This is a genomic window from Maridesulfovibrio spiralis (SeqCode) (assembly GCF_048571135.1).
GTDB lineage: Bacteria > Desulfobacterota > Desulfovibrionia > Desulfovibrionales > Desulfovibrionaceae > Maridesulfovibrio > Maridesulfovibrio spiralis.
Genome location: NZ_CP182344.1, coordinates 4,428,321 through 4,455,013 on the forward strand (window position 1 = coordinate 4,428,321; position 26,693 = coordinate 4,455,013).

Here is a 26,693-nt window from a genome sequence, read left to right on the forward strand (position 1 = left end):
GATTTTAATTAATGATCACCAAGGTGCTTGAAAGCAACCTTGAGATGGTCAACCCAGATATCCACAACCTGCGGAAATTCAGCAGTACCCTTGAGTACAGGCACGCATTTGTAGCCTTCCTTAGTCAGCTCGGACTTCCATGAATCATCTTCATCACCGGCCATATCATTGCGGGCGTGGTCGCCTGCTACGGACATGTAAGGCATGAGATAAACTTTTTCAGCCTTGCTTTTCTTGAGCAGGACTTTCACATCATCAAGGGAAGGTGCGCCTTCTACAGTACCAACGAAGATCTTGGGGTCAACTTTGGAGAAGTAGTTCTGGGAAGCGGGATAATAAATATTTGCAGCATGGTGGGTTCCGTGACCCATGAGTACAACCGCATCCTCAGCCTTACGGTCTTTAGGGATGTTGGCAACAATGGCATCAACGGTGCGCAGCATGTCTTTGTCGGAGTAAAGCAGAGGCTTACCGACGGTAACCCTGCTCATGCCTTTGGGCATGCCTTCGAAAGCCTCAACTGTTTCAACTATTCCGAAATACTCTTCACCGGGAATGGTGTGCAACGACTGCACAGCAACGTGAGTGAATCCGGCATCCATCATTTTGGTCATAGCCATTGCCGGGGAATCCACACTACGGCCTTCTTTAGCCAACACATTTCTGATGATAGCGGAAGAATAGGACCAGTAAACCGGAACACCGGGGAAAGCTTTTTTCACAGCTGCATCAATGGCATCAAAGGAAGCCTGAGCTTGTGGCATGCTGGAACCGAAAGCAGCCAGCATAATACCTTTTTTGACAGTTTTTGCTTCACCGTGTCCGGCCATGGCAAGTGAAGGAATCAGCAGACAACAAACCAGAAGAAATGCGGGGATGAATTTGAATTTGTCCCCAAAGCGACACTGCATAACAGTCTCCTCAAATTTGGGGGGCTTGGGAATGGTAAAACCACACAGACCAAGGGTATGCGTAGTAATTTCTGACAGTTAAAAGCCCCGTTATCCGTCAGAATGATCGTGATTTGCACCCGGGCAGGTCTTCCGACTCGTCCCATTCCATCCAGCCTTCCCAAATATTGATTCAGTGGCGTGCCGGACCGGAATTAATCCGATCCACGGGATGAAATTATCAACAGGACTCACGGCGGCGGGTCCGTTCCCGATTTACACGGGATTCCCTATTAAGCTCGTGAGAGCACCTCAGGCAAAAGCTTGATATGATTGTTCACATACATTGTCAATCACGATCCACAGCCAACGGGCCGTTCCCGATCCCCGGCCAGATACGGATCATACCGAATACAGCTCGCAAAGAAGTCCACAATCCGGCCACAATCCAGATCCAGAACAGCATATGCTGCGGATGCAACCAGTCTACCACAAACAGAACTGCCGAGCTGGTCAGCACCGCCGCGAGCATGGCATTACGCAAATAGCGGAAGTCACCAGTTCCCAAATGGATTCCATCTGTGGCAAAGGAAAGTGAATTTATGGGCTGCAAAAAAGTTACAGCCAGCCATGCCGGGGCAAAAACCATTGCCGCCTCTTCCGGGACCAGCAACCATGCTACAGGCTGTTGCCCCAGATACATGCCGACGGTCAGCAACACCCCGGTTGCAAAGCTCCACTTACAGACAAGTGCGGCAACTTTACGGGCGGTCCTCCTGTCAGCACGGCCCACAAAGTAGCCCACCAGCGATTGTCCGCTGATGGCAAATGCATCCAGAAAAAGGGCCAGAAAAACAAAAAACTGGCGGATAGCCTGATGCGCAGCTCCTGATTCCGCCCCGGCCTTGGTTGCAAACCGGGTACAGAGCAGCAAAAACAGGCATACACATCCGGTCCGCACAAACATATCACCACCGATCACGAACAACCGCCGTGCATCCGCAAGACTGAATCCGGTATTGAATCCGTAATGCTTGCGCACTACCAGCACCGCCCAGACCGCACCGATCCACTGGCTGATTGCACTAGCCAAAGCTGCCCCGCCCACGCCCATAACCGGGAACGGTCCTTTGCCGAAGACCAGACACCAATCGAGCACAACGTTAATGACGTTCATACCCACCGCAATCCAAAGTGGGGAACGCATATCCTGATAACCGCGCAATGAGCCGAAGCAGGCCAGTACCACCAGCACTGCCGGAGCACCCAGCAACCGATAGCGCATGTAATCAACAGCCAGATCACGCACAGCGCCGTCACCGCCCATAAGAGCCGCGATGTTTCCCAGAAACGGAGAAACCAGTAAGGCCAGAACTACACCCAGTACAGCGGAAATGCCCGCAGCCATCCAGCCAAGGGAAGAAGCCCGTTCCAGATCACCCTTGCCCAGTGCGTGCGAAACCTCAGTCTGTGTGCCGATTCCTAAAAATCCGAAAACCCAGAACACGGATGAAAACACAATGGTCCCGATGCCAAGTGATGCCAACGGTTCAGGTCCCAGCTTGGCAACAAAAGCTGTGTCCACCAGCCCTGTCAGAGGCTCCGCTACCATGGAAAAAAGAACCGGAATTGCCAGAGTCAGCAATGTCCGGTTCGGATTTATTTCAAAAGGATGTTGTTTGTTTGTCATGAAAAGATGCCTTCGGCGACCCTGCCGGGAGCCTTAAACCCTTTTGCAAAAGGGTTTAAGAATCCCAAAACCTTTTACCAAGCTTCGCGTAGTAAGCTTAAAGGTCTATTTTTCTATATTGTTTTCTAACCAAGCCTCAAACATCTCCATGGCCCGTTTGCCGTAGAGTTCTTTGCGGACACGTTTGGGTGCGCGTTTATTGAGCGCGGGCATTAGTCCGAACTGGACGTTGGAGGGCTGGAAATTCTTTTTCTTTTCACGCAGATGCCCAAGCAATGCACCCATGGAAGTTTCCGGCGGCGGTGCAGGGAGTTCCTTACCTTTGGCCTGTTCAGCAAGCATGCGCCCTACCCAGAGACCGCAAGCAGCGGATTCAAGATATCCCTCAACACCGGTAATCTGCCCGGCGAGATGGATACGGGAATCGGCTTTAAGAGCCAGTGTCTCGTCCAACACTTCGGGAGCGTTGACATAGGTGTTGCGATGAATGGAACCCATGCGCAGAAATTCCACATCTTCAAGTCCGGGAATCATGCGAAAAATACGTTTCTGTTCCGGGTACTTGAGTTTTGTCTGGAAGCCTACAAGGTTGAAGGCGGTCTTATCTTTATTCTCAGCGCGCAACTGAACAACGGCATGGGCCTGTTCTTCTGTGCGCGGATCAATCAGACCAACAGGCTTCAGAGGCCCGAAGGAGAGGGTTTTTTCACCACGGTCGGCCATTTCCTCAATGGGCAGACAACCTTCGAAGTGAATTTCCTTTTCGAACTCACGGGGCACAACGCGCTCCCCTTCCTTGAGTTCCTTAATGAAAGAATTATACTGTTCTTCGGTCATGGGACAGTTCAGGTAATCATCATCTTCGGGCTTGTAGCGGGAACCGAAGAATGCCACGTCCATGTTCACGGAGTCACGGCTGACTATAGGCGCGATGGCATCATAAAAATATAAACGCTGTTCGCCGATTTTGGAGATCAGGCTTTCGGTCAAGCCTTCGGAGGCAAGCGGCCCGGCACAGACAACAACTTTATCGAAGTCGGCAAGTTCAGGATCATCAAGGGAGCTGATTTCCTTGCGGACAACGGAGATAAATTCGTTCTGTTCAATTTCTTCGGTAACCAGTCTGGAAAAGACCTCACGGTCAACGGCCAATGCGGACCCAGCAGGAACGCGAGCATTCATGGCAGCTCTCATGAGCACGGAATCGAGGGCTTCCATCTCTTTTTTAAGCACCCCGATAGCGGTGTTCAGTTCACCGGAACGCAGAGAGTTGGAACAGACCAGTTCAGCCAGACCGGGCAGGTGGTGGGCCTCGGAATATTTATCTGGCTTCATTTCATAAAGAGTTACCTGAATTTCAGCCTTCGCAAGCTGCATAGCACATTCACACCCGGCCAGTCCGCCACCGATTACAGCAATTTTATTCACTTATCGTACTCCAAAGTCGATTGTATTTTCTGATATTCTCAATTAAGAATTAGTTGATGCGCTTCGCGCTTTCTATCAAAAGATTTCGCCTCCGGCGGCCAAAGGGGATAATACCCTTTGGAATCCCTGAGGGTTTTAAAGCTCTCATTATATAAATCTGTGCTGAATTAACAAATTCAGCGTATGAGATTCCATAACTATGACCTCACCTATCCTGAAAATCAAGAATCTGACGACATCTTTCGCCACTCCGGGCGGAATCATTAAGGCTGTGGATAATGCCAGTCTAGACTTAGGGCAAGGAGAAACTTTAGCCATTGTCGGTGAATCCGGCTGTGGTAAAACAGTTCTCTCCCTTTCGGTGATGGGTCTGATACCTGATCCTCCGGGCCGGATCACAGGAGGCGAAGTCCTTTACCGCGATCAGGACCTTGTGCAGCTCTCGGATCAGGAAATGCAAAAAATTCGCGGCAACAAGCTTTCAATGGTATTTCAGGAGCCAATGACCTCACTGAACCCGGTCTTTAAAATCGGAGATCAAATCGGTGAAACCCTGCGGTTACATAGGGGAATGGATGCCAAAGAAGCTGCTGAAGCCGCGGTAGATGCCCTGAAATTGGTCGGAATCCCCAACCCCCACAAACGGATCAACAGTTTTCCCCACGAACTCAGCGGAGGTATGCGCCAGCGGGTCATGATCGCTATGGCTCTGGTCTGCTCACCGGAAATCCTTATTGCCGACGAACCGACCACCGCTCTTGATGTTACCATTCAATCCCAGATTCTGCGGCTGCTGGATAACCTGAAAAACAAAATGAACGGCTCACTCATGCTCATCACCCATGATCTAGGTGTAGTTGCGCGGGTGGCAACACGGGTTGCGGTCATGTATGCCGGACAGGTTGTGGAATCGGCTTCAATAGCAGATATTTTCAAAGAGCCGCTGCATCCATACACGCAGGGACTGCTGAACTCGGTTCCACGTCTGGGATGCCGTGAGGAACTTACACCTATTCCCGGCAACGTCCCGGCTCTCCTTGACCTACCCAAGGGTTGCCGCTTCCACCCCCGCTGCAACCGGGCCTTTGACCTCTGCCGGGAACAGGAACCGCAAATCTTAAATAAAAACGGCAGACAGGTTCGCTGCTGGCTGCACACATAGAAATGGATTAACAATGAGTGAAAATATACTGGTAGTAAAAGACCTGAAACGCCACTACCCGGTCAGTGGCGGCCTGCTTTCCTTAACAAAAACAACACTTAAAGCGGTTAACGGTATTAGTTTAGAAGTAAAAAAAGGTGAAACTTTAGGGCTTGTAGGCGAGTCCGGCTGCGGCAAATCCACTCTTGCACGCTTGCTGACAGGGCTGGAAAAGCCGGATTTCGGTTCCATTGATTTCAAAGGCCGCCAGCTTAATAAGTGGACCGCAACTGAACGCAGCACCATGCTCCAGATGGTATTTCAGGACCCGTACTCATCACTCAACCCCCGCCAGCGTGTCGGAAACATCATTTCCGAATCCATGCGCATCCATAAATCCGGCAGCAAAGATGAAATCCAAAAACGGGTCGAAGAACTGCTGGTGCAGGTCGGTCTCAGGCCGGAGCACCGCAAGAGGTATCCCCATGAATTTTCGGGCGGCCAGCGTCAGCGCATCGCCATAGCAAGGGCCATTGCCATGAACCCGGACCTGATTATCTGTGATGAACCTGTTTCCGCACTGGATGTATCGGTACAGGCACAGGTCCTCAACCTGCTTAAGTCGATCCAGAAAGAATTCGGTTTAAGCTATGTATTCATATCCCATGACCTTTCTGTAGTCAGCCACATCAGCGACAGGGTTGCGGTCATGTATCTAGGCCAGCTCATGGAAATAACCACAGCTGAAAAACTTTACAGCAACCCCATGCACCCTTACACCCAGATCCTGCTTGATGCCGTCCCGGTTCCCGACCCCGAAATGCAGGGAGAAGATGTAATTATTGAAGGCGATATGCCCAGTCCAATCTCACCGCCGAACGGATGCCCCTTTCATACCCGCTGCCCCAAATCCATGGACATATGCTCCAAGAAAAAGCCGGACCTCAAAGAGACTGAAGAGGAACATAAGGTCGCCTGCCATTTGTATTAAATTTCAAAAAAAAGCCGGGACCAAGGTCCCGGCTTTAAATTTATTTAGCTCGTTCATTGTAGGCTTTTGCTAAGCCCCCGCCCGATGTTTCGCGGTAGAGGCTGGGTAGATCGTGTCCGGTTTCTTTCATGACCTCCACAACCTCATCAAAAGGTATACGGTGCGATCCGTCGGAAAGGATGGACATCTGGGCACGGGCAAGGGCACGGGTGGAAGCACAGGCGTTGCGCTCGATACAGGGAATCTGCACCAATCCGTCCACGGGATCACAGGTCAGTCCCAAGTGATGCTCAAGCCCCATTTCCGCTGCGTATTCGATCTGGCGCAGGGTTCCGCCCATTAGCTGGGTGGCAGCAGCAGATGCCATAGCGCAAGCCGATCCGACCTCACCCTGACAACCTACCTCGGCCCCGGAAATAGAAGCATTGGTCTTGATTACATTGCCGAAAAGTCCGGCAGTAGCCAACGCCCGCAGCAGGTCGTTCTCTTTGAGTTCATGAATTTCTTTGAGATAACGCAAAGTCGCCGGAACAATGCCGCAAGATCCGCATGTCGGCGCAGTGACTATTTCCCCGCCTCCGGCATTCTCTTCGGAAACAGCAAGCGCATATGCAGTGGTCAATCCGGTAAGCTGCATATCCGGTCCGGCAAGTCTGGTCCGGCGGTAATAGGATTTAGCCTGCCTGCGCAATCCGATGGAACCGGGTAGAACCCCCTCTTCATCCAGACCGCGTTCAAGGGAAGCTTCCATTACCTGCCACACTTCACGCAGGAAATCCCATATTTCAGGACCTTCACACTGCTCGACATATTCCCAGTAGTTAATACCCTTGTCTTCACAGTGTGCCATAATATCTGCAATGGTGCTCAAATCATAAACCGGTTCGGAAGACGATACCGACGCGCCTTCTTCACGGATTGCACCGCCGCCAACGCTGTATCCCTTCCATTTACCAATCACAGAACCGGAATCATCAAGAGCTTCGAAATACATGCCATTGGGGTGCTCCGGCATCTTCTCTTCAGCCTTCCAGACTATATCAGTCTTATCATCACCTAAAACACTGAGTATAGCCCAGTCTGTAAGGTGACCTTTACCGGTAGCAGCGAGACTTTCAAAAAGCGTCACTCTGAAACGCTGAGAATCAGGATACTTCTCCAAAAAATTTTCCGCAGCCATACGCGGCCCCATAGTATGACTGGAAGAAGGCCCCACTCCTATACGGTACAACTCTCTTAAAGACTCCATATCACCTGCCGCCTTGTAATATTTTTATTCATCCCCTGAAAACACACTGTGCTTTGCCATATTTTTACAACCCATATTACGCATTAACTAAAAAAGACAACCAAAAAATACTGATTACATGATCAATTTCATTTGGAAATCAGATAAAATGAATAAAAACAAAAAAATACCAATAAACAAAAATTAACAGCTACACTAAAGAACATCAATACAATCATAAAAAAAGCTCCCATCTTAAAGACAGGAGCTTTTTAAATTCCGGGGAACTAAAGAACTGTTAAGGCTTCGGGCAATGTTTCCACATACTGCTTGATCTGATCACGGACTTTGCGGAAACAATCCATCTGCTCTTCAAGTGACCCGCCCTTCTCTGCAATGTCCTTAGCCATACGCGGCGGATCATCAAAGCCCACATGGACAACTTTGCTGCCACCGGGAAAGAACGGACATGTCTCATGTGCATGGTCACAAACTGTAACCACGTAATCAATGGGCACATCTTTAAGTTCATCAATATGCTGTGATTTATGCCCGGAAATATCCACCCCGGCCTCAGCCATGACCTTTACTGCGCTGGGATTCAGACCATGAGTTTGAATTCCTGCAGAATAGACATCAATTACGTCGCCTTTAAGGTGACGGGTCCAACCCTCAGCCATCTGACTGCGACAGGAGTTACCTGTACATAAAAAAAGAAGATTCACCTTTTTAGTCATAATTTACCTGCTTCGATATTTTGCCAAAGAGCAAAACCAACTACCGAAGCTTTTATATCGAGTCAATATTCAAGCTATAAGTGTAACAAAAATGTCACCTACCGCCATTATTCAACTATGAGACCATGCTTTAACATATAGCGAGGCAACCTGATCTTCCACCTGTCCAATTCTGTCCGACTAAAAATAAACCGGCCCTGCTCAGGAATTACCGGTTTAATAGTATAGACAGGAGTACCATCAAGAATATCGAGAACCATTTTGCCCGCAGCCTTACCTTGAACTTCGCCGTTCATGACCATTCCGCCGACAGCCTTACCCTTACCAACGCTCATTTCCCAAAAAGCAAAAACCGGAACCGGCGAATTCGCAGAGGTCCACTCAAGAATCTCCTCACTATCCACATGATTGTCATCTTCAAAGACTCGATGATACAACCCTATGACAATTGCTTTGTAGTCATTTTTGCGGGCATCCAGAATCGTCTTTCTCCAGTCCTTCATGCATGAAATAAGCTCTATATCAGTGGTGATACCGCTTATTTCCTGACTATCTTCATCATTAAAGATAGCTGTTTTGAAAGCCTGTGATGTTGTACTCTCATCCAGCAGGATAAGGACTTTATCAGTGCCGATAAACAACAGCTCCTTAAGATACTTAACTGTTCGCTTATAGAGAGGACGTTCAAGCACCCCGGTAATATTTCTACCCAGTGGAGCGTACTTACGCGGATTGCTGTTGACCCCCATGTAAACAACCGGAGTACCTGTCACAAGAAAACGTTCAGCCAGCAGCAACATGGCATTGTCATCAGCAAGGACAACAACATCCGGCTTTATATCCAAATAGCACTGCCAAGCCAGATCAGCACGCTCAGAGTACTCGCTGGCTGGCAGCCTTTTAGTATCCATTTGGAAATCAAACAGCTCAACCTTATCACCAAGTACACCTTCAAGTCCTTTATTCAACTCCTGATCCCACTTGTATCCGCTGTGGTAACTTTCTATTAATAGAACGCGCGGCTTCGCCTGAACCGCAGCAGCAGAGACCAGCATTACCATCAATGCAAAGAGCAAGAATAAATTTTTCAAATGAAACTCCCTGAGTAAAACAATGCGAGCATGGAGCTTAATTTACGACCCAGACCGTGCATCCGACAGCTGACTGCACGACTTTAGTGGAAACAGAGCCAAACAAAAATTCCTCTGCTTTGCTTACTCCGCGTCTGCCGATTACAATTGTTCCGTACCCGCCCTCTTCCCGGATGCGCAGAATATCCATACCAATGCTTCTTCCTGTGGAGCAGATGTCTGTTTCATGAAACGGCGACTTGCAACTTGCAAAATATTCGGTCCGCACTTCCTGCGAATTAACTCCCATGGAAATCAATTTCTTTTCGGCTTCGGCAAGCTTTGCCTTGATCTCCTGCTCATTCTCGGCGCACTGATTTTCCCAAGCCTGGTCATCAGGAAACATATCTTTTTCCGGCAGCCTCTCCACATAAAACAAAACAACTTCGCCACCGGAACAATTTCTTGCAATATTTCCTACATATTCCACAGCCTTAAATGAATTTTCGGAACCATCAAAAGCAATCAGCATCTTCATGTTCTTCATCTCGACTTCCTCCCTGCTGCAAAAACAGCATGAAAATGTCTACAAACCGCGAATTTCTTTCAAACTCATATTCATATCATAAATCAATTCATCCACACTTTCATAAAAAACAGTGCTTGAGGATGAAAAGTGCATCAATATATTATTCAATGATTCTGGAATGTAATCATATATTTTGCGCAGATTTACGATCCTGTTGCCGATAATAACGGAGTAATCCCCCGGATTGATTGTCCTCAGAATTTCGGGATCAATACTGTGATCAAATAAAGTCTGCGAGGTAAGATTGGCCTTGCCCACCAGATAGATAAGGATGCTTCCCAGCCCGAAAACATCAAGCCCGAACGGATTCTCGTAAAGCTCAAAAGCATAGTCGAAATCAATCCAGCGGTAATCGCCAGTCCCGTACTCAACCCATAGATGATCGCGACGGATGTCACCATGCTTTTCATCATGGTCATGCAGAAACTTGATGGCTTCACAAGCCCCGATATACTTTTCAAAAATATCTGGAAAATGCTCATAAAAATATGTCCGGTGATCTGCCTGAATATTGTATACCCAGACATCCAGACGCTTGCCCCGGATAATATCAAGTACCCGGACATTGTTTCCGGCGGAGTCTTCTCCGGAGTATCCTTGCATGAAACGCATATCACCACGGACAAGATCAAGAATACGTGCTTCCTTGCGGGGACTGCGGTAACATTCAATTTTGAATGGACCTATATTCATGGGAAATTTTTCATAGAAGGCGAGCTTCAAAATCTGAGGCTGACCGTCCTCAAGTCTCTTGCAGCGTTTCACCCAATATTTGGGATCATCAAGGCCGAATCTACGCTCCATTTCATTCTTCGAGACAAAAAAGTGCTCATCACCCAACTTAATTACATCGCTGAAATCAATATTCATGAACTCAGTGGTATCAGTGTACAAATTCCCGAACCGGGAACTACGGTAATCAGGCAGGTACATTTTAATCAGATCCCGAACTTCCTTACTCATGGTCAACTCCCGCGATTGAGGCTGCTCAGCTAATCTACTTCAAACCTTACCTAATATTTAACACACCACTACAAATAAAGAAAGAAAAACAGATTTACCCTACTTGGAATATTCCTGCTTAATTGTAATATCTAGTATGTCTGCCCTTGCCTGTCTTCAATTTGTACTTTAGATTTATGAATTGGAGGATTAATTGAATCAAAAGAAATATTCACTGAACGAATTAGGCTGGAAAGACTGCTTCAAAAAACAATACGAAGCTGAAGACAGTGCTAAATATCTCCCCGCACGGGTAACCATGACCCACAAGGGCCATCTGGTTGTTTCCACCGGCGAATCTGAATTGTTATTGAAGATTGCCGGGAAAGGTATCGGAAGCCTAAACGAACAACCGACAGTTGGTGACTGGCTGCTTATGGATCGTGAAACAATGGTCCCGGTTAAAGTTCTGGACAGGACCAGCCTGCTGCAACGCATGGCTCCGGGGCAGGAAGTTAAGCTGCAACCCATTGCCGCCAATATCGATACACTTTTCATTGTTTCGTCCTGCAATACCGAGTTCAACCTGAATCGAATTGAACGTTACATCTGCCTTGCCCTTGAAGCCGGAGTGGATTTCACGCTGGTCCTGACCAAGGAAGACCTGACCGAAGAAGCGCAACAATACCGCAAGCAGGCTGAGCATCTACATGAAGGCATGCCTATTGTAACCATTAACGGCAAAGACCCGGAAAGTGTTGAATGTCTCCAAAAATGGTTCAGACCAGGCGAAACAGTAGCCCTGCTCGGCTCTTCCGGTGTCGGCAAGACAACCCTGCTCAACACCGTCAACGGCACTGAAAAAGAAAAGACCGGGGCCATCCGCCATGGCGACGACAAAGGTCGGCATACCACAACAACCCGTTCTCTGCATGTAATGAAATCAGGCGCACTGCTCATTGATGTTCCGGGAATCAGGGAACTGCAGCTTCATGACTGTCATGCGGGTATCAACCGCGCTTTCAGTGAAATAGTCGAAGCAGAAGATATGTGCCGTTTCTCAGACTGCAGCCACAAGCGCGAACCCGGTTGCGGTGTCCGTGAAGCACTCGAAGACGGCAGCATTACCCAACGCAGGTTGGATAATTACCTGAAGCTTAAAGAAGAAGCTGAAAAAAATACTGAAGAAATAGCTGAACGCACAAAACGCAAGGACGGGAAGAAAAAGAACTATTCCCGTAAGTGGAAAAAATAAAAAGGCATTTGATGTGCTTCACGCCTAAATTAAAAGATTTCGCCTACGGCGGCTAAAACCCTTTTTAAATAAGGCTTTTAAGAATCACAAAAACTTTCAATAAGCTTCGCTGAATTTGATACTGAAAAGCGGGATGACTTTTATCGTCATCCCGCTTTTTATTTCAGTACCGGCTGATCTTCTTGGGCAACTTGATCACACAAAATAATTAAAACAAAACTATAAAAGATTTACTTAACGTTTCTCAATAGCAGACAACGCTTCGCCCACCTCAGTATAATCAAACTTAAAGCCAGCAGAAATCAAATTTACCGGCATCACAAACTGACCACCCAGAAGCAACTCTTCGGCCATCCTGCCCAGTATTAATTTCATAACAAAGGCGGGAGCACGCAAAAAAACCCGCTTGCCAAAGACTCCCGCCAGGGAATCGGCAAACTGATTGAAGGTCAACGGGTGGATCGAGCTGAGATTAAATATGCCGCGGCATTTCTCGTTCTCAATCAAAAAGATTATCGCGCGGACTTCATCTTTGATATGAATCCATGAGACACCCTGATGCCCCTCGCCCAGATAGCTGCCTAATCCCATCTTGAACGGAGTAATCATTTTTGCCAGAGCACCCCCATTACCCAACACCATGGAAGTTCTGATAATCGCCCGTCGCACACCATGCTCTTCCACCGTTTTGGAACTTGCTTCCCATTTTTCCACTACATCAGAAAGAAACAGATCCCCCTTGGGCGAAGTTTCATTAACCGGCTCAGGACCGCAATTGCCGTAATAACCGATTGCGGAACCCTGAATGACAACCTGAGGTTTAACTTTTGCCTTTGCTACAGCCTCGCTTACAGCCAGCCCAGCATTGACCCTGCTGTTGAGGATAGATTCCTGCTTGGCCTTGCTCCACCGTCCGGAAGCAATGTTGTCTCCGGCAAGATTAACAATAGCGGCAGCACCGTCCGCATACTCCGCCCATCCCGATGAACTCTGACCGTCCCAAACAACATTCCGCACACCGGAAATTTCGGAAGGACGGCTGGAACGGGTCAAACATATAACCTGATACCCTTTGGCAACCAACTCACGACTCAAACTCTTCCCGATAAATCCGGTTCCGCCGGTAACTACAACTCGCATGGTCCCTCCCTGCCGCAAATCAACACTTTGACTTGTCTATCGGCAACTGAATTACAAAACGGGTCCACTCCCCAGGCATGGAATCAACTTCCATGGTTCCGTCATGGTGTTCTGCTACAATAAAATAGGAAACCGAAAGCCCCAACCCAGTACCTTTACCCACTTCTTTAGTGGTGTAAAACGGTTCAAAAATTCTTTTGCTTACCCTTTCATCCATGCCGGGTCCATTATCTTCAACCTCAACCCGGACCATGTCCCCGGCACGCTTAACCCGTAAAATCAAACGCGGCCCACCTGTCTCATAATGCTTGCTTTGCAAGGCCTCGGCACCATTGCGGATGAGATTCAAAAAGACCTGTTGAATCTCACTGCTTTCACACCATGCATTAGGAACACCGCCTTCATATTCTCGAATAACCTCAATCTGCTTGAAGTCATACTTTTCATTCAAATTATAGCTGCTGGAAACAAGGTCCACGGTCTTATCCAAAAGGACCGTCAAGGCATGATACCCTTTTACTTTATCACTCTTGCGACTGAAACTCAGCATATTTGATACAATATTAGAAGACCGGACTCCCGCCTCATATATGCTATCAATCTTACGAAAAACTCCTCTCTTTTCCATATAACCGTGGACAGCATTCATGCAGGTTCCGCACTCCCTGGCAACAGCATCGTTTTTTTGCAGGCCGGAGGATGTCTGGCGAATGATGTTCTGGACATTCCCTAAAATAACCGCCAGTGGATTATTTATTTCATGGGCCATTCCCGCAGCCAGCCCGCCAATAGAAAGCATCTTGTCACTCTGCATCACCATCTGCTCAAAATTCATGCGCTCGGTGATATCATCAACACGTATGACTGCACCTTCCATCCCGGATTCAGTCAGGGGATAAATAGTCACAGTCTCATAGCGAACCTGCATATCCACATATCGGCGGACCATCCGGTCAACTTCCTGCTCACCGCTTTGAAGGGAGTTCCGCACTCGGTCCAACTGGGCGCTCAGCTCCGGAACTGCTAACTCCAAAGCTTTATCCAGTACTTGATCCCGACTGCGTCCATAAACTTTTTCGGCTTCTATATTCCACTGGTTGATGCGGCATTCTTTATCAACGCCAATGATGGCAGACGGCATGGAGTTAATTATGCTTGCCAGATACTGCTGTGTTTCTTTTAAACTCTTTTCAACGCGATGCCGTTCCTTAAGCTCTGAACGCAATTCTTCAGTCTTCTTCCGGACCTTATGCCGCAGCAGACCGACCCAGAGTATAAACAGCAAAAGAAACGCCAGCAAAGGAGTCAAAACCAGAAATGCATAATGGAGAATCTTATCGTAAAGGGTTTTGCGTTCATAAACTCCGAACCACTTTTCATAAATCTCATCATACTCACCTGATTTCTTAATCAGGTTCAACCCCTCGTTCAGCCTGCTCAATAATTCCTGATCATCCTTACGGACAGCAAAACAATATTTACCGAAGGCAAAATCGGCTCCGGTTGTTTCCAGATTATCTATCCCCTGCTCAGAAGCACGGAACAGATTCAACAACTTCCCCAACAGAGCAGCATCATGCTTGCCAGACGCAAGGATTCTCAATGCATCGTCCTGATATGCGACAGGAACGATTGTGGCATCAGGATAGTGTTCAAGGGCATAGTCATGCATGATATCGCTGCGCTGGACGAGTATTTCCTTACCATGCAAATCATCAAGACCTTTAATAGGCGAACCTTTGCGGACAAAAATTGAGTGGGATACAATATTATGAGGAATGGAAAAGCTGAAAAGTTCTGTACGGGCAGGAGTAAAAAACATACCGGAGACCACGTCGCTGGCTCCTTTTTCCAGATTTTCTATAACTTCGCCCCAAGGGCGAAGATTGATTCTGGCATCAAGATCGGATGCTTTAGCTACGGCACGAATAATGTCTATATTGAATCCCTTCGGAACATCATCCTCCAAGTATTCATATGGAGGATAATTGCTGTCTCCTTCCACAAGAATACTTTCGGCATAAACAGACGTAGCCGAAACAATCCCAATAAGCACCAGCAACAAAGCAATTACTTGCCTTGCTGCATTTATCACTGCAAACAAAACGCACTCCCTTGTTCACAACTTAAAGCCGTACAACATCCACCCTAAAGAAATTCAAAAACAATAATAGGTCATCCATATAGCTTCTGTCCAGAAATTACATAAAATCAGCATTGAAAACAAAAAACCCCGTGCAGTCGAAACTGCACGGGGCAATAGAATCACAACAATCAGAAAGCTATGCAGCTTTCAACGCTCTGCTGATGAAATTCAAAATTTCCTTGTAAAGACTTGGCGGACTATACGGGGTGAGCAGATTGGTTCTGACTGCACCTACCAGATTGCAGAGCACTACAGAAGCAGTCTCTGACACAGGCACACTCGGGATTGAACCGTCACGCACTCCACGGGCAACACAGTTTTCCAACAGGACCGGAATCTGAACGAATTTATGGACCATAGCGTCACGATCCTCGCCGGTTTTGAGATCACTGTAAGGCGAACACCTGATCAGCACCAAAAAATCCTCATCGGGATCAACTGAGAACTCAAGGTAACGGCGGGCAAACCTGTAGACAGCATCAAAGCCGTTTTCCGCCTGCACGACTTCATCCTGCAAAGCCTGAGTCAAACGTTCAGCAACATCGAAACCTGCCGCACGAAAAAGCTTTTCCTTATTCCCATAATGATGAGACAGCAGTCCTACCGCGACACCGGCGCGATCTGCAATTTTCTTGAATGTGGTACCGCTGTAACCCAGCTCGCCGAAAAGCTCCTTGGCCGCCTTTAAAACTGTATCCTTTTTGGTCATTATAAAGTCTCGTTATTTCAATTTGTTGAAATTTATCGACACAAAAAATCATTACACGGAAATTCAAGCAAAGGTCAACTCTGAAAGTGGTCACCCCTTTAATCTCAAGCCTTATGAATATTAAATCCCTTCTCCAAAGAACTCATACCCACAGCCTTTGCCGTTAAAGAACAAAAGCCCCTCCGGTGGTGGAGGGGCCTATGCTTTAAGGAATGGAAACGGAAGGTGTTTTACTAAGCTGATCTTTTAAAACCATGTGTACGATAATTATTCGTACATCTGAAATCTTATCCGATCAAAATTGATGTCCATCAGACCCGGGGAGAGATGCGGGCTTCCCCCCGTGTTGTGTCAAAGTAACTCTTACAATCAGCTGCTGAGGTTGAATCGTCATCCAACTTTATCAGGCGAAGCTTTCAAACTAACTCCCGGAAACCCCTACAGTCGCCGAAGGCAGGAAACATGCTAAACCTGAAGGCTGCATCAGCCCTTGCAGACATCTACCCTGAACTCGTTTTCAGAGCGACATCAACTGGAAACAATATCTACGTTCAGTTTTGAATCCTGTCAACAAATTTTTTTATTTTTTTGATCATTTAATCAATTTCACACATAAAATACTGATTTAAAAGAACATAACAACGAAAAAACACTCTCTAAAAAACCTAATTTACCGACTTGAAACTGGGTAATTTTGACCCGAAAAAGAACTGATCAACTATTCAACCATATCAAATTCATAGACTCAGGCAAGAGACAGAATAGATACTGTTGCAGCAAAACGGAGCTTAAAGTAATGTACTCAAAACACCCTTAAGGAGAACAAACATGATCTTTTCGAAAATACTCATCCCGGTTGACGACTCCAAGCATTCAGCACAGGCACTGAAATACGCAACCTCCCTTGCCGAAATGTCCGGCGCAAAGCTTATAGTCCTCCACTGCCACCGCCCGGTCCCCACCGGACTGGGGGAACCCAATTTCCAGAAAGCGATCGACAATGCCACCCGCGAATCATACGCCGTACTTGAAAAACAGACTGCGAACATCAAAGACAAAAACATCAATTATGAAGAAAAAATTATAGGAGGATCAACTGCGAAATCAATCAAAACGGTTGCCGAAACTGAAGGCTGCGACCTGATCATTATGGGCTCCAAAGGCAAATCAGACCTTGAAGGACTTGTTGTCGGCAGCGTCACCCACAAAGTGCTGCACACTGCGCAATGCCCTGTACTGGTCGTAAAATAATCCCGGTATTTTTAAAAATATTACAATCTATAATTAAAATGAGATTGTAATTAAATTTGTTTTCAACTAAGTATTTCAAAAGTTATTATTGATATTTTTAATTATTCATCCCAGCAGATGGAGAGTTTAATGCGGCTTTTGACACGATCTGATTTTGACGGCCTTGCCTGTGCGGTTCTGCTCAAAGAAATAGGAATCATGGACAACTGGATGTTTGTCCACCCGAAAGATGTGCAGGACGGACGCTATCCCGGCGACCCCAACGACATAGTTGCCAACGTTCCTTATATTGAAGGATGTGGATACTGGTTTGACCACCATTCCAGTGAAGACGAACGCCTTAACATGGACTTCGACTACAAAGGCATGTCCAAATCAGCCAAAAGCGCGGCCCGCGTTATATGGGAATATTTTGGCGGCAACGATAAGTTCGGCGACAAGTTCGACGAAATGCTTCATTACGTCGACAAGGTGGACAGCGGCGACCTCAACGCCGAAGAAATAGCCGACCCCAAAGGCTGGATACTGCTCGGTTTCATCATGGACCCGCGCACCGGGCTGGGACGATACAGGCATTTCCAGGTGAGCAACTACCAGCTCATGGAGCACCTCATTGACTACTGCCGCGAACTCCCCATAAGCGCGATTCTCGAACTTCCCGATGTCAAAGAACGCGTGGACCTCTACTTTAAAAGAGATCAGCAGTTCCGCGAAATGCTGAAAAACCGGACAGAAATGTTCGGCAACGTGGCAATTCTCGACCTCCGCGAACAGGAAGAAATATATCCCGGAAACAGGTTTACCCTTTACTCCATGTTCCCGGAGTGCAACATCAGCATCCAGATCATCTGGGGTAAGATGAAGCAAAACACAGTTTTTTCTGTCGGACACAGCATCCTCAACCGCACCAGTAAAGTAGACGTAGGTAGCGTAATGCTCAAATTCGGCGGCGGCGGGCACAAGCAGGTCGGAACCTGTCAGGTCCCCCACGACGAAGCAGACGCTGTACTGGGTCAGATGGTTGCCATGTTCATGAACAAAAAATAAAATTATAAGAACCTGAGCGGATTTCCGTTCAGGTTCTTTTTTGGAAGTATTGTTTATTTAAGATTGACACGCAATACAAAAAGTCAATACAAAATAAACATGAACTTTAGTCACGCAGAAATACTTTCCCCGGAAGCTATAGACAGAATAGAGCTACCCCTGCTCCTATCTGAAGTCATCGCAGGCTTTCCCTCTCCAGCAGATGATTACATCGATAAAAAGATGGACCTCAACGAGCAGCTTATCAGCAACAAAGCCGCAACCTTTCTGGTACGCGCCTATGGCGATTCCATGCTTGATGCCAACATCAAAGAAGGCGATATTCTGATAGTAGACCGGTCCAAAGACGCCCACCACAACTCGATCATCATTGCGGTAGTCAACGGTGAACTGACCGTAAAAAGAATAAAGCAACAAAACGGCAGAATTTATCTTATTCCTGAAAACACGGATTACTCCCCGCTGGAAATAACAGCCGAAACATCTTTCGAAATATGGGGCGTGGTCACATACATAATCCACAAGGCAGTCTAATGAGGATCTTCGCACTGGTGGATTGTAATAATTTCTATGTGTCCTGTGAGCGTCTTTTTCGCCCGGAACTCAAGACCAGCCCTGTGGTTGTCCTTTCCAACAACGACGGCTGTGTCATAGCCCGGTCGCAGGAAGCCAAGAACCTGAACATCCCTATGGGCGCTCCGGCCTACAAGTATAAAAATTTTTTCCTGCACCACGGGGTTGAAATATTTTCATCCAATTACGCCCTCTACGGAGACCTCTCCCAGAGGGTGACCGCCTCCCTTGCATCAATCACCCCGGATCTTGAAGTTTACTCTATTGATGAATCCTTCCTCGAATTCCCGCCCTGCATGCTTCGGGAACTGCCATCTATAGGCCGCGAAATCAGAGAGAGAATTCTAAAATGGACCGGGATTCCAGTCTCTGTGGGCTTCGGGGAAACGAAAACACAGGCCAAGCTGGCCGCATCGTTCGCTAAAAAACATAAGCAGACCGGCAGAACCTTCAGTCTTTGCGGCCGCAACGATATGGACCGCCTGCTGGAGAGAGTCCCGGTCACTGACATCTGGGGCATCGGTAGACGACACGGTAAAAAACTAACCGCTCGAGGAGTAAATACTGCCCGCGCCTTCCGTGACCTGCCCAACCTGTGGCTCAAAAAGAATATGTCCATAACCGGACTGCACACTGCTTTTGAACTACGCGGAACTCCCTGCTTTGAGCTGGACAATACCCCTCAGCCCAAAAAAAGCATATCATCCTCCCGTTCTTTCGGACGCCCCGTTTCCACCCTCACCGACCTTGAAGAATCCGTAGCAACCTATGTGGCCCGGGCCGGAGAAAAACTGCGCGAGCAGAATTCCTTGACCGGTGGGGTTATGGCCTATCTGACCACCAACCGATTCAACAATCTGCCACAATATTCCAACTCGGCAACACACATGTTTTCCATTGCCACAGACTACACCCCGGAACTGATCCGCATTGCGCAATCATGCATCCGATCTATCTATAAGGAAGGATACAGCTACAAGAAAACAGGCGTAGTCCTGCTTGATCTCTGCGGCAAGTACAACCGCCAATGCAATCTGCTGGAACTGGAGCGTGAGGATAATCCGGTCAAAAAAGATAAACTCATGAACCTGCTGGATGCAACAAACTCCCGCTTCGGACGCCAGACCCTGAGCTATGCTTCAGAGGGAATCGAACAGCCATGGCAGATGAACAGAAAATTTAAATCACCGGCCTACACGACCTGCTGGGACGAACTGCCCAGCATAGGCTAATTCTGTAAAATCAAAAATATATAACCTGCCTAAGACCACCCCCTCCTTTAACAGTAGAGTAAAAAGGCAAAATCCTGTCCCGATCCTGCTTGCCCATTCGAAAAGTTTCGGGCATTAAACGAAGTGCAAGTAAAACTCAAAAGCCCTAACCGGGGAAAAACAGGATTACTGATTCACAAAATTATGAGTAAAAAATTCAATCGCATCAGGAAAACAGCCTCTCTCATCGGACTGGCCCTGATAACCGCAGCATTACTTACCGGCTGTGGCACAAAAAACGAAGCCGCAGGGCTTCACCAGACAGGCGCAGTCGCCTTCATGCTCAATAAAGACAAGGCGGCTTCTGTTTACTTTGAAAAAGCAATCGACTCCAACCCGGAATACGGCCCCAGCTACATCATGCTCGGGGATTGCTACCTTCGGGAAGGCAAGTACAAGGAAGCGGTTGACGTTATCAGCAAAGGCCTCAACCTTGAGCTGGAACAGGGACACATCAGACTGGCCCACCGTAAGCTGGCACGGGCTTACAAGGAGCTTGGAAATTCCGAGAAAGCCCTTGAGCACATAACCATCTATACCCGCATGTCAGTCTGGCAGGATAAATTCACAGCCCAGAAAATATCCGACACAGAGAACTTCGTGGCGGAGCTTAGTCTTCCTGAAGACAAAAAAAATCTGGCGGTGGATAAAATCATCGAAGAGTCCACAAAAGCCAAATCCGGACCGAATTCGACAGAACCGAAAGATGAAGAAACAGACATCCTCGGGATGCTGAGCTTCGGCCTCATCTAATCAACCGTCTGCCTGAGTAAAACCAATCCCGCATTTTGATGACAGAATGCGGGATTTTATTTTTTCTGACGCCAGTTGTGCCAACTTTAGAAATTTGACGAAATGCGCGTGTTTGTTTTATCAGGGCAAGCTGAAATGAATTCTGGCTGAACCCATGTCCGAAAAATCGGATCGTCATGAAAGGTCAACTTCCAACAAAACCACCAACCTAACTGCTCTAACTGGTTATAATTTTGTCTCCACACCCGGAGCAGGCACCATTATACCTACGTAAGTGTCAGTTATATTTAGCTTGACAGAAGCCTTATTTGGCTTAAAACGGTTGCGTATTTTTGTAAAAAAACAGTCTACCAAAAATCATATATTGAAATTAACCAGAAAGACTCAGGAGAGTCGTTTTGAATCCCAAAACAGATAAAGTACTTATTGCTAACCGAGGCGAAATCGCCGTACGCATCATGCAGGCGTGTAAAGATCTCGGACTCAGTTTTGTCAGTGTATACACGGAAGAGGACAAGGACTCAGGACACATCACCATGGCAAAAAAGCTTGGCGGTGAAGCTGCAGTCTATAAAATCAGGTCTTACAACGATGCCGGGGATATTCTCTCTGTTGCGGACGAGACCATGTGTACTGCGGTTCATCCCGGATACGGTTTCTTTTCCGAAAACTTCCGGTTTGCACGCAGGGTAACCGAGCGTGACCGCCCCATGACCTTTATCGGTCCTTCATGGTGGGTAATCCGCGATCTCGGTGACAAAATCAACACCAAACGTCTGGCTAGAAAGCTCGACGTTCCTACCATTCCCGGCTCCGACAGAGCAATCTACGACGAGCTGGAAGCAGAAGAAATCGCATCCAACCTGTTCGAATTCCAGAAAGAACAGGGTGTACGCAACCCCGTAGTTCTCGTTAAAGCCTCCGCAGGCGGTGGAGGAATGGGTATTGACGAAGTTTACTCCATCGAGGAATTCCGTCAGGTATACCGCCGCATCAGAAACTACTCCCTGCGTACCTTCAACGACGAAGGCGTACTCATTGAGCAGCGTATCTTCAACTTCAACCACCTTGAAGTTCAGATTGTTTCCGAACGTTCCGGTAAAAAACACGTCCACTTCGGCACCCGTAACTGCTCCGTACAGAGCCCCGGACGCCAGAAGAGGATCGAAATTGCTCCCGGATTCTGCCCGGAAAGCATCGCTTACTCCTTTGATGCAAAGAAAGTTCTCGACGATATCGTTGAACACTCTTTGAACATGGCCCGTGAAATCAACTACGACAACGTAGGAACATGGGAATGGATTGTAACTCCTAAAGGCGCACCCTTCCTCATGGAAGTCAACACCCGTATTCAGGTTGAAAACGGTGTTTCTGCTGCCATCTCCCGTATCAAAGGCAATTCTGATGTGAACCTGATCAAAGAACAGATCAGACTCGCTCTGGGTGATGATATGGGCTACACTCAGGATGACATCACCTTTGAAGGTGTGGGAATCGAATACAGGATCATTGCTGAAGATACTGATGAAAAATTCGCACCATGGGCAGGCAAAATCGAAAATCTCCACTGGGACGAGCACGAATGGCTCAAGATGCACACCCACATCCCCAAAGATCTGCCCTATCAGATTCCCACAGAATTTGACCCCAACCTGGCACTGGCCATCATCTGGGGCAAAGACCTTGAAGAATCCAAGAAACGCGGACTCGAATTCCTGAATGAATTCGTTCTGGAAGGTAAGGACAGAAAGGAAATTTCCCTTAAGTCCAACCTCAAGTTTCTGGCCAAGAAATCAACAAACATACTGGAATTCTAATAATACATTATGGATATTGAAAAAAAACTGGACGGGTTGGTCAAGCGGGTCCAGTATGCGCGTGATATTCTCGGTGAAGCCGAGGACAGACGCCTTACTGCCTTTGCGGGCAAGCTTGATGCATTCCTTGAAACCAGCATAAACAAGACTCAGGAAGAGCTGTGGGACAAACTCAACACCTACGATGAGAGCCTCGCAGTACTGGAAAAAGACCTCGATAAAACCCTGTCCGCCATGGACAAGGTTCGTATCGTACGTCACTCCGAAAGAATCTGCCTCGAAGACATCCTTGAAAACGTCTACGACAACTACACTGTCGTCGGCGGTAAGGATGATATGAGCATCGACCCCGGCATGGTCATCGCCCGTGCCTATATCACCCGGCGCGTGGGCAAGAAAGTCCACAACCAGCCGGTTATGGTCGTTGGTCAGGAAAAAGGCCACGGTCAGGAATTCCGCAACGGCGGCTGCATCAAGCCCTGGGGTAATGCCAACGCCCTGCGCTACATGAAAGTTGCCGCCCGCGAAAACATTCCCATCCACACCTACGTATTCACTCCCGGTTCCTTTCCCGTGGAAGATTACCCCGGAGCAGCACAGCAGATCGCGGAAAACATCTACGAAATGTGCGGCCTTGATGTGCCTGTCATTTCTGTTATTTCCGAAGGTGGTTCCGGTGGTGCGGAAGCAATCGCCATGGCCGATAAAAGGCTCATGCTTTCCCATGGTTACTACTCTGTTATCTCCCCCGAAGGTGCTGCCGCTATTGAAGGCCGTATCCGCGGCGGAGAACGTGCACCGACCGAACTGATCGAAACCTGCGCGAAATCCCAGTGTATCACTGCGGACGACAACCTGCGTTTCGGCTACATCGACGGCATCATCCGCGAACCAGCACTCGGTGCACGCCCCGTACATTTTGATTTCTACAAGATGGTCCGTGCGGAAGTTATCCGCGCAACCGACGAAGTTGTGCTGAGCGTTAAGGGCCTGCGCCTGTTCAGTAAAGCGGCCATCAAGAACCGCAATAAAAAAGATCTCACTGACGAATCCGTATTCGTTCGCTGGCAGATCAGCCCCAATGCCAAAGACCGCCTGCTCTGGAAGCGTTACAAGAAGTACCGCCGCATGGCGCAGGACAGTTTCGAGGACAAGCGTTCTTTCCTCGAAAAGCTCAACTCCGCAAAAGTTGACGCTATGGCCGCAGCGTACTCCACTGTCCGCTACGATATGATCAGAAAGTACCAGTCCAAGATTCAGGCCCTTGCCGAAGAAGCCAAGGACGAAATGCACGTCGTAACCAACAAGTTCGACAAGCTCAAGCACATGCTCATCGGCAAGATGGGTGCTGGCTCCAAAACCAAGTCCGAAGTTGAAGCGGCTCTGACCAAACTCTCCGAAGATGCGGAACCGGACGTACCACCGTCTGATTACCGCCACTACGTCAGCCCCCGTGCCAGCGAAGACAAGGAAATTACCTGTCCCAACGCTGAGAAAAACGGCTGTCTCGAAATCTGGTCCCGCGACCTGTTCGACGAATTCGCCGGGGTCTGCCCCACTTGCGGTCATCATTTCCCCATGGAATACCGCTGGTACATGGCGAACCTTTTCGACTGGGGCACAGTGCGGGAGTTCAACAAATCCATCTGCTCCGCAAACCCCACCGGCTTCCCCAACTTTCAGGAGAGGCTGGATGCTGCAAAAGCCAAAACAGGTCTGCAGTCCGGTTGTATCACCTTCGAAGGTGCCATCAAGCACACTAAGGTGACCTGTGCAACCTTAGTAGCCCCCTTCCGCGGCGGCTCCGTAGGTGCAGCAGAAGGTGAAAAATTCATCCGCGCCCTTGAACTGGCAGGTAAGAAACGTTACCCCTTCCTCGCATACGTACACGGTACTGCCGGTATCCGTATTCAGGAAGGTACCAACGGCCTTATCCAGATGCCGCGTGTAACCATGGCTGTACGCCGCTACATCGAGTCCGGTGGACTGTATATCGTTCTCTACGATACCAACTCCTACGCCGGCCCGGTAGCAAGTTTCCTCGGCTGCTCCCCCTACCAGTACGCTGTGCGTTCTTCACGCATCGGCTTTGCCGGTCCGGGCGTTATCAAAGAAACCACCGGTATGGATATTCCGCCGGATTACCATTCCGCATACAACGCGCTTTCCAGAGGTCACATTCAGGACATCTGGGACCGCCGCGATATCCGCAGAAACCTGCATCAGGCATTCCTGACCGTAGGCGGACGCAATCTGTACTACAGATAATATCCACACACCCCTCATATACAGAACGCCCCCTGCTCCTTCGGAAACAGGGGGTGTTCTAGTCTGCAGCTAAGCTCTTTAATTAAAATCAAATCAAGCGTTCCTTCAAACCTTCAAGAAACATATCAACCGAATTCTAATATAATACGACTCAACTTTCCCAATAAAAAGAAACCTTTTTCCCGCCAATTTCCATTTCAATACCAGTAGACTCCTGCAAAATAAAATATGCTGTCACAGTTCCCGATAGTGGTATACAATAACTAAGGACTGAAATTTTTAAAGCAGGAGGCAGAAAATGAAACAAGCTGTAAGACTTTTAATTCTGGTAATTTTTACAACCCTCCTGCTGCCTGCAGTTTCTATGGCCGGGAGCATGGCCGATGGACTGCAATGCCCTTCTGACTGGCAGAGAACAAAACAGATGCCCCCGCTGCTAAGATACCGCACTCTTCTCAAACGATGCGTTCCGCAAACTAACGACGCGGTGATTGAACTATATGCCACCAGCAGTGCTTCAACTTCTCTGGTTGCAGAACTCGACAAGTGGACTCAAGATTTACGGCGTAACGGCATGCCCTACCAACGCCTTTTAAACGAACAACCGGGACACGTATCCGGATATCCGGCAATACTCAGATTCTTTTCAGGATGGGACCGCGATGGGAAATGGTATGACTCTTACCTTGTCGTTTCAAACTACAGGGGAACAAATTATATTTTCGTAGGCTACGCGATGAAAGGACATGACCGGGTCAGAATTCAAATGAGAAATTCCATGAATGCATGGCATTATCCCGGAGTTTCCGGGCCGACCAATTCCGGTTATTCAAATACCTACAACAATAACCAGCAAAGCCTTCCTGACCAAAACCCGACTATCAATTCAAACACCAACCCCGATACCAACGTGACTGTCAACGTAAACAGACCGGGCTGCACGCGTCAGGGCAGCTATAATCCCCCGCCTGCCGCTACAAACAACAACTCCTATTCTAACACTCAGGATACGGGATATTCCAACTCAGGCAACACTTATCAAAACAAGCAGGACCCCAAACCGGCCAACAACAAACCTGACAACTCAAACAACAATGACACCCAGAACAATCGCCCGTCTGACAACAAATATCTTGATTATATTCTGAACTAAGAAAAGCCCCTTGCAACCGAGGTTGCAAGGGGCTTATATCTACAGCGGTACTTTAAAACCGAACTATTACTTCTTGCCTTTCTTTTCCTGAGCGATGCGCTCCATATCTTCTTCATAGGAAGCGATATTCCAAGGGAAGGATTTACGGGCGGTCATGACTGCAAAATTCTCAACTTCCTGCACCCACTGGCGATAATCTTCCAGCACACGCTCACCAAGGGGTGTCAGGCTGCAACCTTTACGGCCTCTGGTTTTCAGCACCAGAGAATCGCCGAGAACTTCTTCAGTATTTTTGAGTCTGCCCCAAGCCGCACGGTAGGACATGCCGAGTGCTTTGGCCGCTTTGTTGAGCGAACCCTGTCTTTCAATCTGCTCCAGCAGCTGAGCCCTTCCGAGACCGAAAAGCATACCTTCTTCTGTTTCCAGCCAAAGATTCAACCGCACGCGGGGACAGAAATTTTCATCACTCGACATTAAAACCTCCTGTATTTACCAATCACTTCTGAATTCATGTTTTTCCTAACATAAACAAACCCGACCACAAAGTACAATGACCAAGGTCATGAGAATGAATCTAGAACCATAAATTATAAAAGCGCGGCAA

Annotated in this window: 23 protein-coding genes and 1 riboswitch; of the genes, 11 read left to right on the plus strand and 12 right to left on the minus strand. The window is 47.9% G+C overall.

Annotated elements, in window-relative coordinates:
• Positions 1-8: 8 nt before the first annotated feature.
• The 3 genes from ACNI29_RS19890 to trmFO form a co-directional block, all read right to left on the minus strand.
• Entirely contained in the window at positions 9-911 is a 903-nt protein-coding gene (locus tag ACNI29_RS19890) for a sirohydrochlorin cobaltochelatase (protein ID WP_419780112.1), read from the minus strand.
• 105 nt (positions 912-1,016) lie between these two features.
• Positions 1,017-1,220: riboswitch (cobalamin riboswitch) on the minus strand.
• 19 nt (positions 1,221-1,239) lie between these two features.
• Entirely contained in the window at positions 1,240-2,580 is a 1,341-nt protein-coding gene (locus ACNI29_RS19895; protein WP_419780113.1) for an MATE family efflux transporter, read from the minus strand.
• A 105-nt stretch (positions 2,581-2,685) separates the two neighbouring features.
• Positions 2,686-4,008 carry a methylenetetrahydrofolate--tRNA-(uracil(54)-C(5))-methyltransferase (FADH(2)-oxidizing) TrmFO gene (gene trmFO / locus ACNI29_RS19900; protein WP_419780114.1) on the minus strand — a complete coding sequence of 441 codons (1,323 nt, stop codon included), beginning with the start codon at positions 4,006-4,008 and terminating at the stop codon, positions 2,686-2,688.
• A 199-nt stretch (positions 4,009-4,207) separates the two neighbouring features.
• On the opposite strand from trmFO, the gene ACNI29_RS19905 reads away from it, so the two are divergent.
• Complete coding sequence (locus ACNI29_RS19905) at positions 4,208-5,170, plus strand: ABC transporter ATP-binding protein (protein WP_419780115.1); 963 nt, start codon at positions 4,208-4,210, stop codon at positions 5,168-5,170.
• Positions 5,171-5,183: 13 nt separating this feature from the next.
• Positions 5,184-6,140, plus strand: a complete 957-nt coding sequence (locus ACNI29_RS19910; protein ID WP_419780116.1) for an ABC transporter ATP-binding protein — start codon at positions 5,184-5,186, stop codon at positions 6,138-6,140.
• Between the two features lie 40 nt (positions 6,141-6,180).
• Here the strand turns inward: ACNI29_RS19910 and ACNI29_RS19915 are convergent, their stop codons facing one another.
• From ACNI29_RS19915 to ACNI29_RS19935, 5 genes are all read right to left on the minus strand, one after another.
• Positions 6,181-7,389: an L-serine ammonia-lyase gene (locus ACNI29_RS19915; RefSeq protein WP_419780117.1), complete on the minus strand. Its 1,209-nt coding sequence runs from the start codon at positions 7,387-7,389 to the stop codon at positions 6,181-6,183.
• A gap of 266 nt (positions 7,390-7,655) precedes the next feature.
• On the minus strand, positions 7,656-8,105 hold the full coding sequence (locus ACNI29_RS19920; RefSeq protein ID WP_419780118.1) for an arsenate reductase ArsC: 450 nt from the start codon (positions 8,103-8,105) through the stop codon (positions 7,656-7,658).
• A gap of 107 nt (positions 8,106-8,212) precedes the next feature.
• Positions 8,213-9,196 carry an ABC transporter substrate-binding protein gene (locus ACNI29_RS19925; RefSeq protein ID WP_419780119.1) on the minus strand — a complete coding sequence of 328 codons (984 nt, stop codon included), beginning with the start codon at positions 9,194-9,196 and terminating at the stop codon, positions 8,213-8,215.
• A gap of 37 nt (positions 9,197-9,233) precedes the next feature.
• Positions 9,234-9,722: a universal stress protein gene (locus ACNI29_RS19930; protein WP_419780120.1), complete on the minus strand. Its 489-nt coding sequence runs from the start codon at positions 9,720-9,722 to the stop codon at positions 9,234-9,236.
• A gap of 39 nt (positions 9,723-9,761) precedes the next feature.
• Complete coding sequence (locus tag ACNI29_RS19935) at positions 9,762-10,727, minus strand: serine/threonine protein kinase (RefSeq protein WP_419780121.1); 966 nt, start codon at positions 10,725-10,727, stop codon at positions 9,762-9,764.
• Positions 10,728-10,920: 193 nt separating this feature from the next.
• Between ACNI29_RS19935 and rsgA the strand changes: the two genes are divergently transcribed.
• Positions 10,921-11,961, plus strand: a complete 1,041-nt coding sequence (rsgA, locus tag ACNI29_RS19940) for a ribosome small subunit-dependent GTPase A (protein WP_419780122.1) — start codon at positions 10,921-10,923, stop codon at positions 11,959-11,961.
• A gap of 234 nt (positions 11,962-12,195) precedes the next feature.
• On the opposite strand, the gene ACNI29_RS19945 is transcribed toward rsgA, so the two are convergent.
• The 3 genes from ACNI29_RS19945 to ACNI29_RS19955 form a co-directional block, all read right to left on the minus strand.
• On the minus strand, positions 12,196-13,101 hold the full coding sequence (locus tag ACNI29_RS19945; RefSeq protein ID WP_419780123.1) for a TIGR01777 family oxidoreductase: 906 nt from the start codon (positions 13,099-13,101) through the stop codon (positions 12,196-12,198).
• Positions 13,102-13,120: 19 nt separating this feature from the next.
• The gene (locus tag ACNI29_RS19950) at positions 13,121-15,196 is read right to left on the minus strand and encodes a transporter substrate-binding domain-containing protein (RefSeq protein ID WP_419782124.1); all 2,076 of its coding nucleotides are present in this window, start codon (positions 15,194-15,196) and stop codon (positions 13,121-13,123) included.
• 187 nt (positions 15,197-15,383) lie between these two features.
• Positions 15,384-15,956 (minus strand): TetR/AcrR family transcriptional regulator, encoded by a 573-nt coding sequence (locus ACNI29_RS19955; protein WP_419780124.1) that lies wholly within the window; start codon positions 15,954-15,956, stop codon positions 15,384-15,386.
• Between the two features lie 828 nt (positions 15,957-16,784).
• Between ACNI29_RS19955 and ACNI29_RS19960 the strand changes: the two genes are divergently transcribed.
• From ACNI29_RS19960 to ACNI29_RS19995, 8 genes are all read left to right on the plus strand, one after another.
• Positions 16,785-17,207 (plus strand): universal stress protein, encoded by a 423-nt coding sequence (locus ACNI29_RS19960; protein WP_419780125.1) that lies wholly within the window; start codon positions 16,785-16,787, stop codon positions 17,205-17,207.
• A gap of 129 nt (positions 17,208-17,336) precedes the next feature.
• Complete coding sequence (locus ACNI29_RS19965) at positions 17,337-18,254, plus strand: exopolyphosphatase (RefSeq protein ID WP_419780126.1); 918 nt, start codon at positions 17,337-17,339, stop codon at positions 18,252-18,254.
• A 99-nt stretch (positions 18,255-18,353) separates the two neighbouring features.
• A complete protein-coding gene (locus ACNI29_RS19970) occupies positions 18,354-18,788 on the plus strand; it encodes a LexA family protein (RefSeq protein WP_419780127.1) in 435 nt (144 codons plus the stop codon).
• On the plus strand, positions 18,788-20,059 hold the full coding sequence (locus ACNI29_RS19975; RefSeq protein ID WP_419780128.1) for a Y-family DNA polymerase: 1,272 nt from the start codon (positions 18,788-18,790) through the stop codon (positions 20,057-20,059). Before ACNI29_RS19970 ends, ACNI29_RS19975 begins: the two co-directional genes overlap by 1 nt.
• Before the next feature lie 183 nt (positions 20,060-20,242).
• A complete protein-coding gene (locus ACNI29_RS19980; protein WP_419780129.1) occupies positions 20,243-20,851 on the plus strand; it encodes a tetratricopeptide repeat protein in 609 nt (202 codons plus the stop codon).
• A gap of 398 nt (positions 20,852-21,249) precedes the next feature.
• Positions 21,250-22,668: a biotin carboxylase N-terminal domain-containing protein gene (locus ACNI29_RS19985; RefSeq protein WP_419780130.1), complete on the plus strand. Its 1,419-nt coding sequence runs from the start codon at positions 21,250-21,252 to the stop codon at positions 22,666-22,668.
• A 9-nt stretch (positions 22,669-22,677) separates the two neighbouring features.
• A complete protein-coding gene (locus tag ACNI29_RS19990; protein WP_419780131.1) occupies positions 22,678-24,936 on the plus strand; it encodes a carboxyl transferase domain-containing protein in 2,259 nt (752 codons plus the stop codon).
• Between the two features lie 298 nt (positions 24,937-25,234).
• Entirely contained in the window at positions 25,235-26,089 is an 855-nt protein-coding gene (locus ACNI29_RS19995; RefSeq protein ID WP_419780132.1) for a hypothetical protein, read from the plus strand.
• A 66-nt stretch (positions 26,090-26,155) separates the two neighbouring features.
• Here the strand turns inward: ACNI29_RS19995 and ACNI29_RS20000 are convergent, their stop codons facing one another.
• On the minus strand, positions 26,156-26,563 hold the full coding sequence (locus ACNI29_RS20000) for a winged helix-turn-helix domain-containing protein (protein ID WP_419780133.1): 408 nt from the start codon (positions 26,561-26,563) through the stop codon (positions 26,156-26,158).
• Between the last annotated feature and the right edge of the window lie 130 nt (positions 26,564-26,693).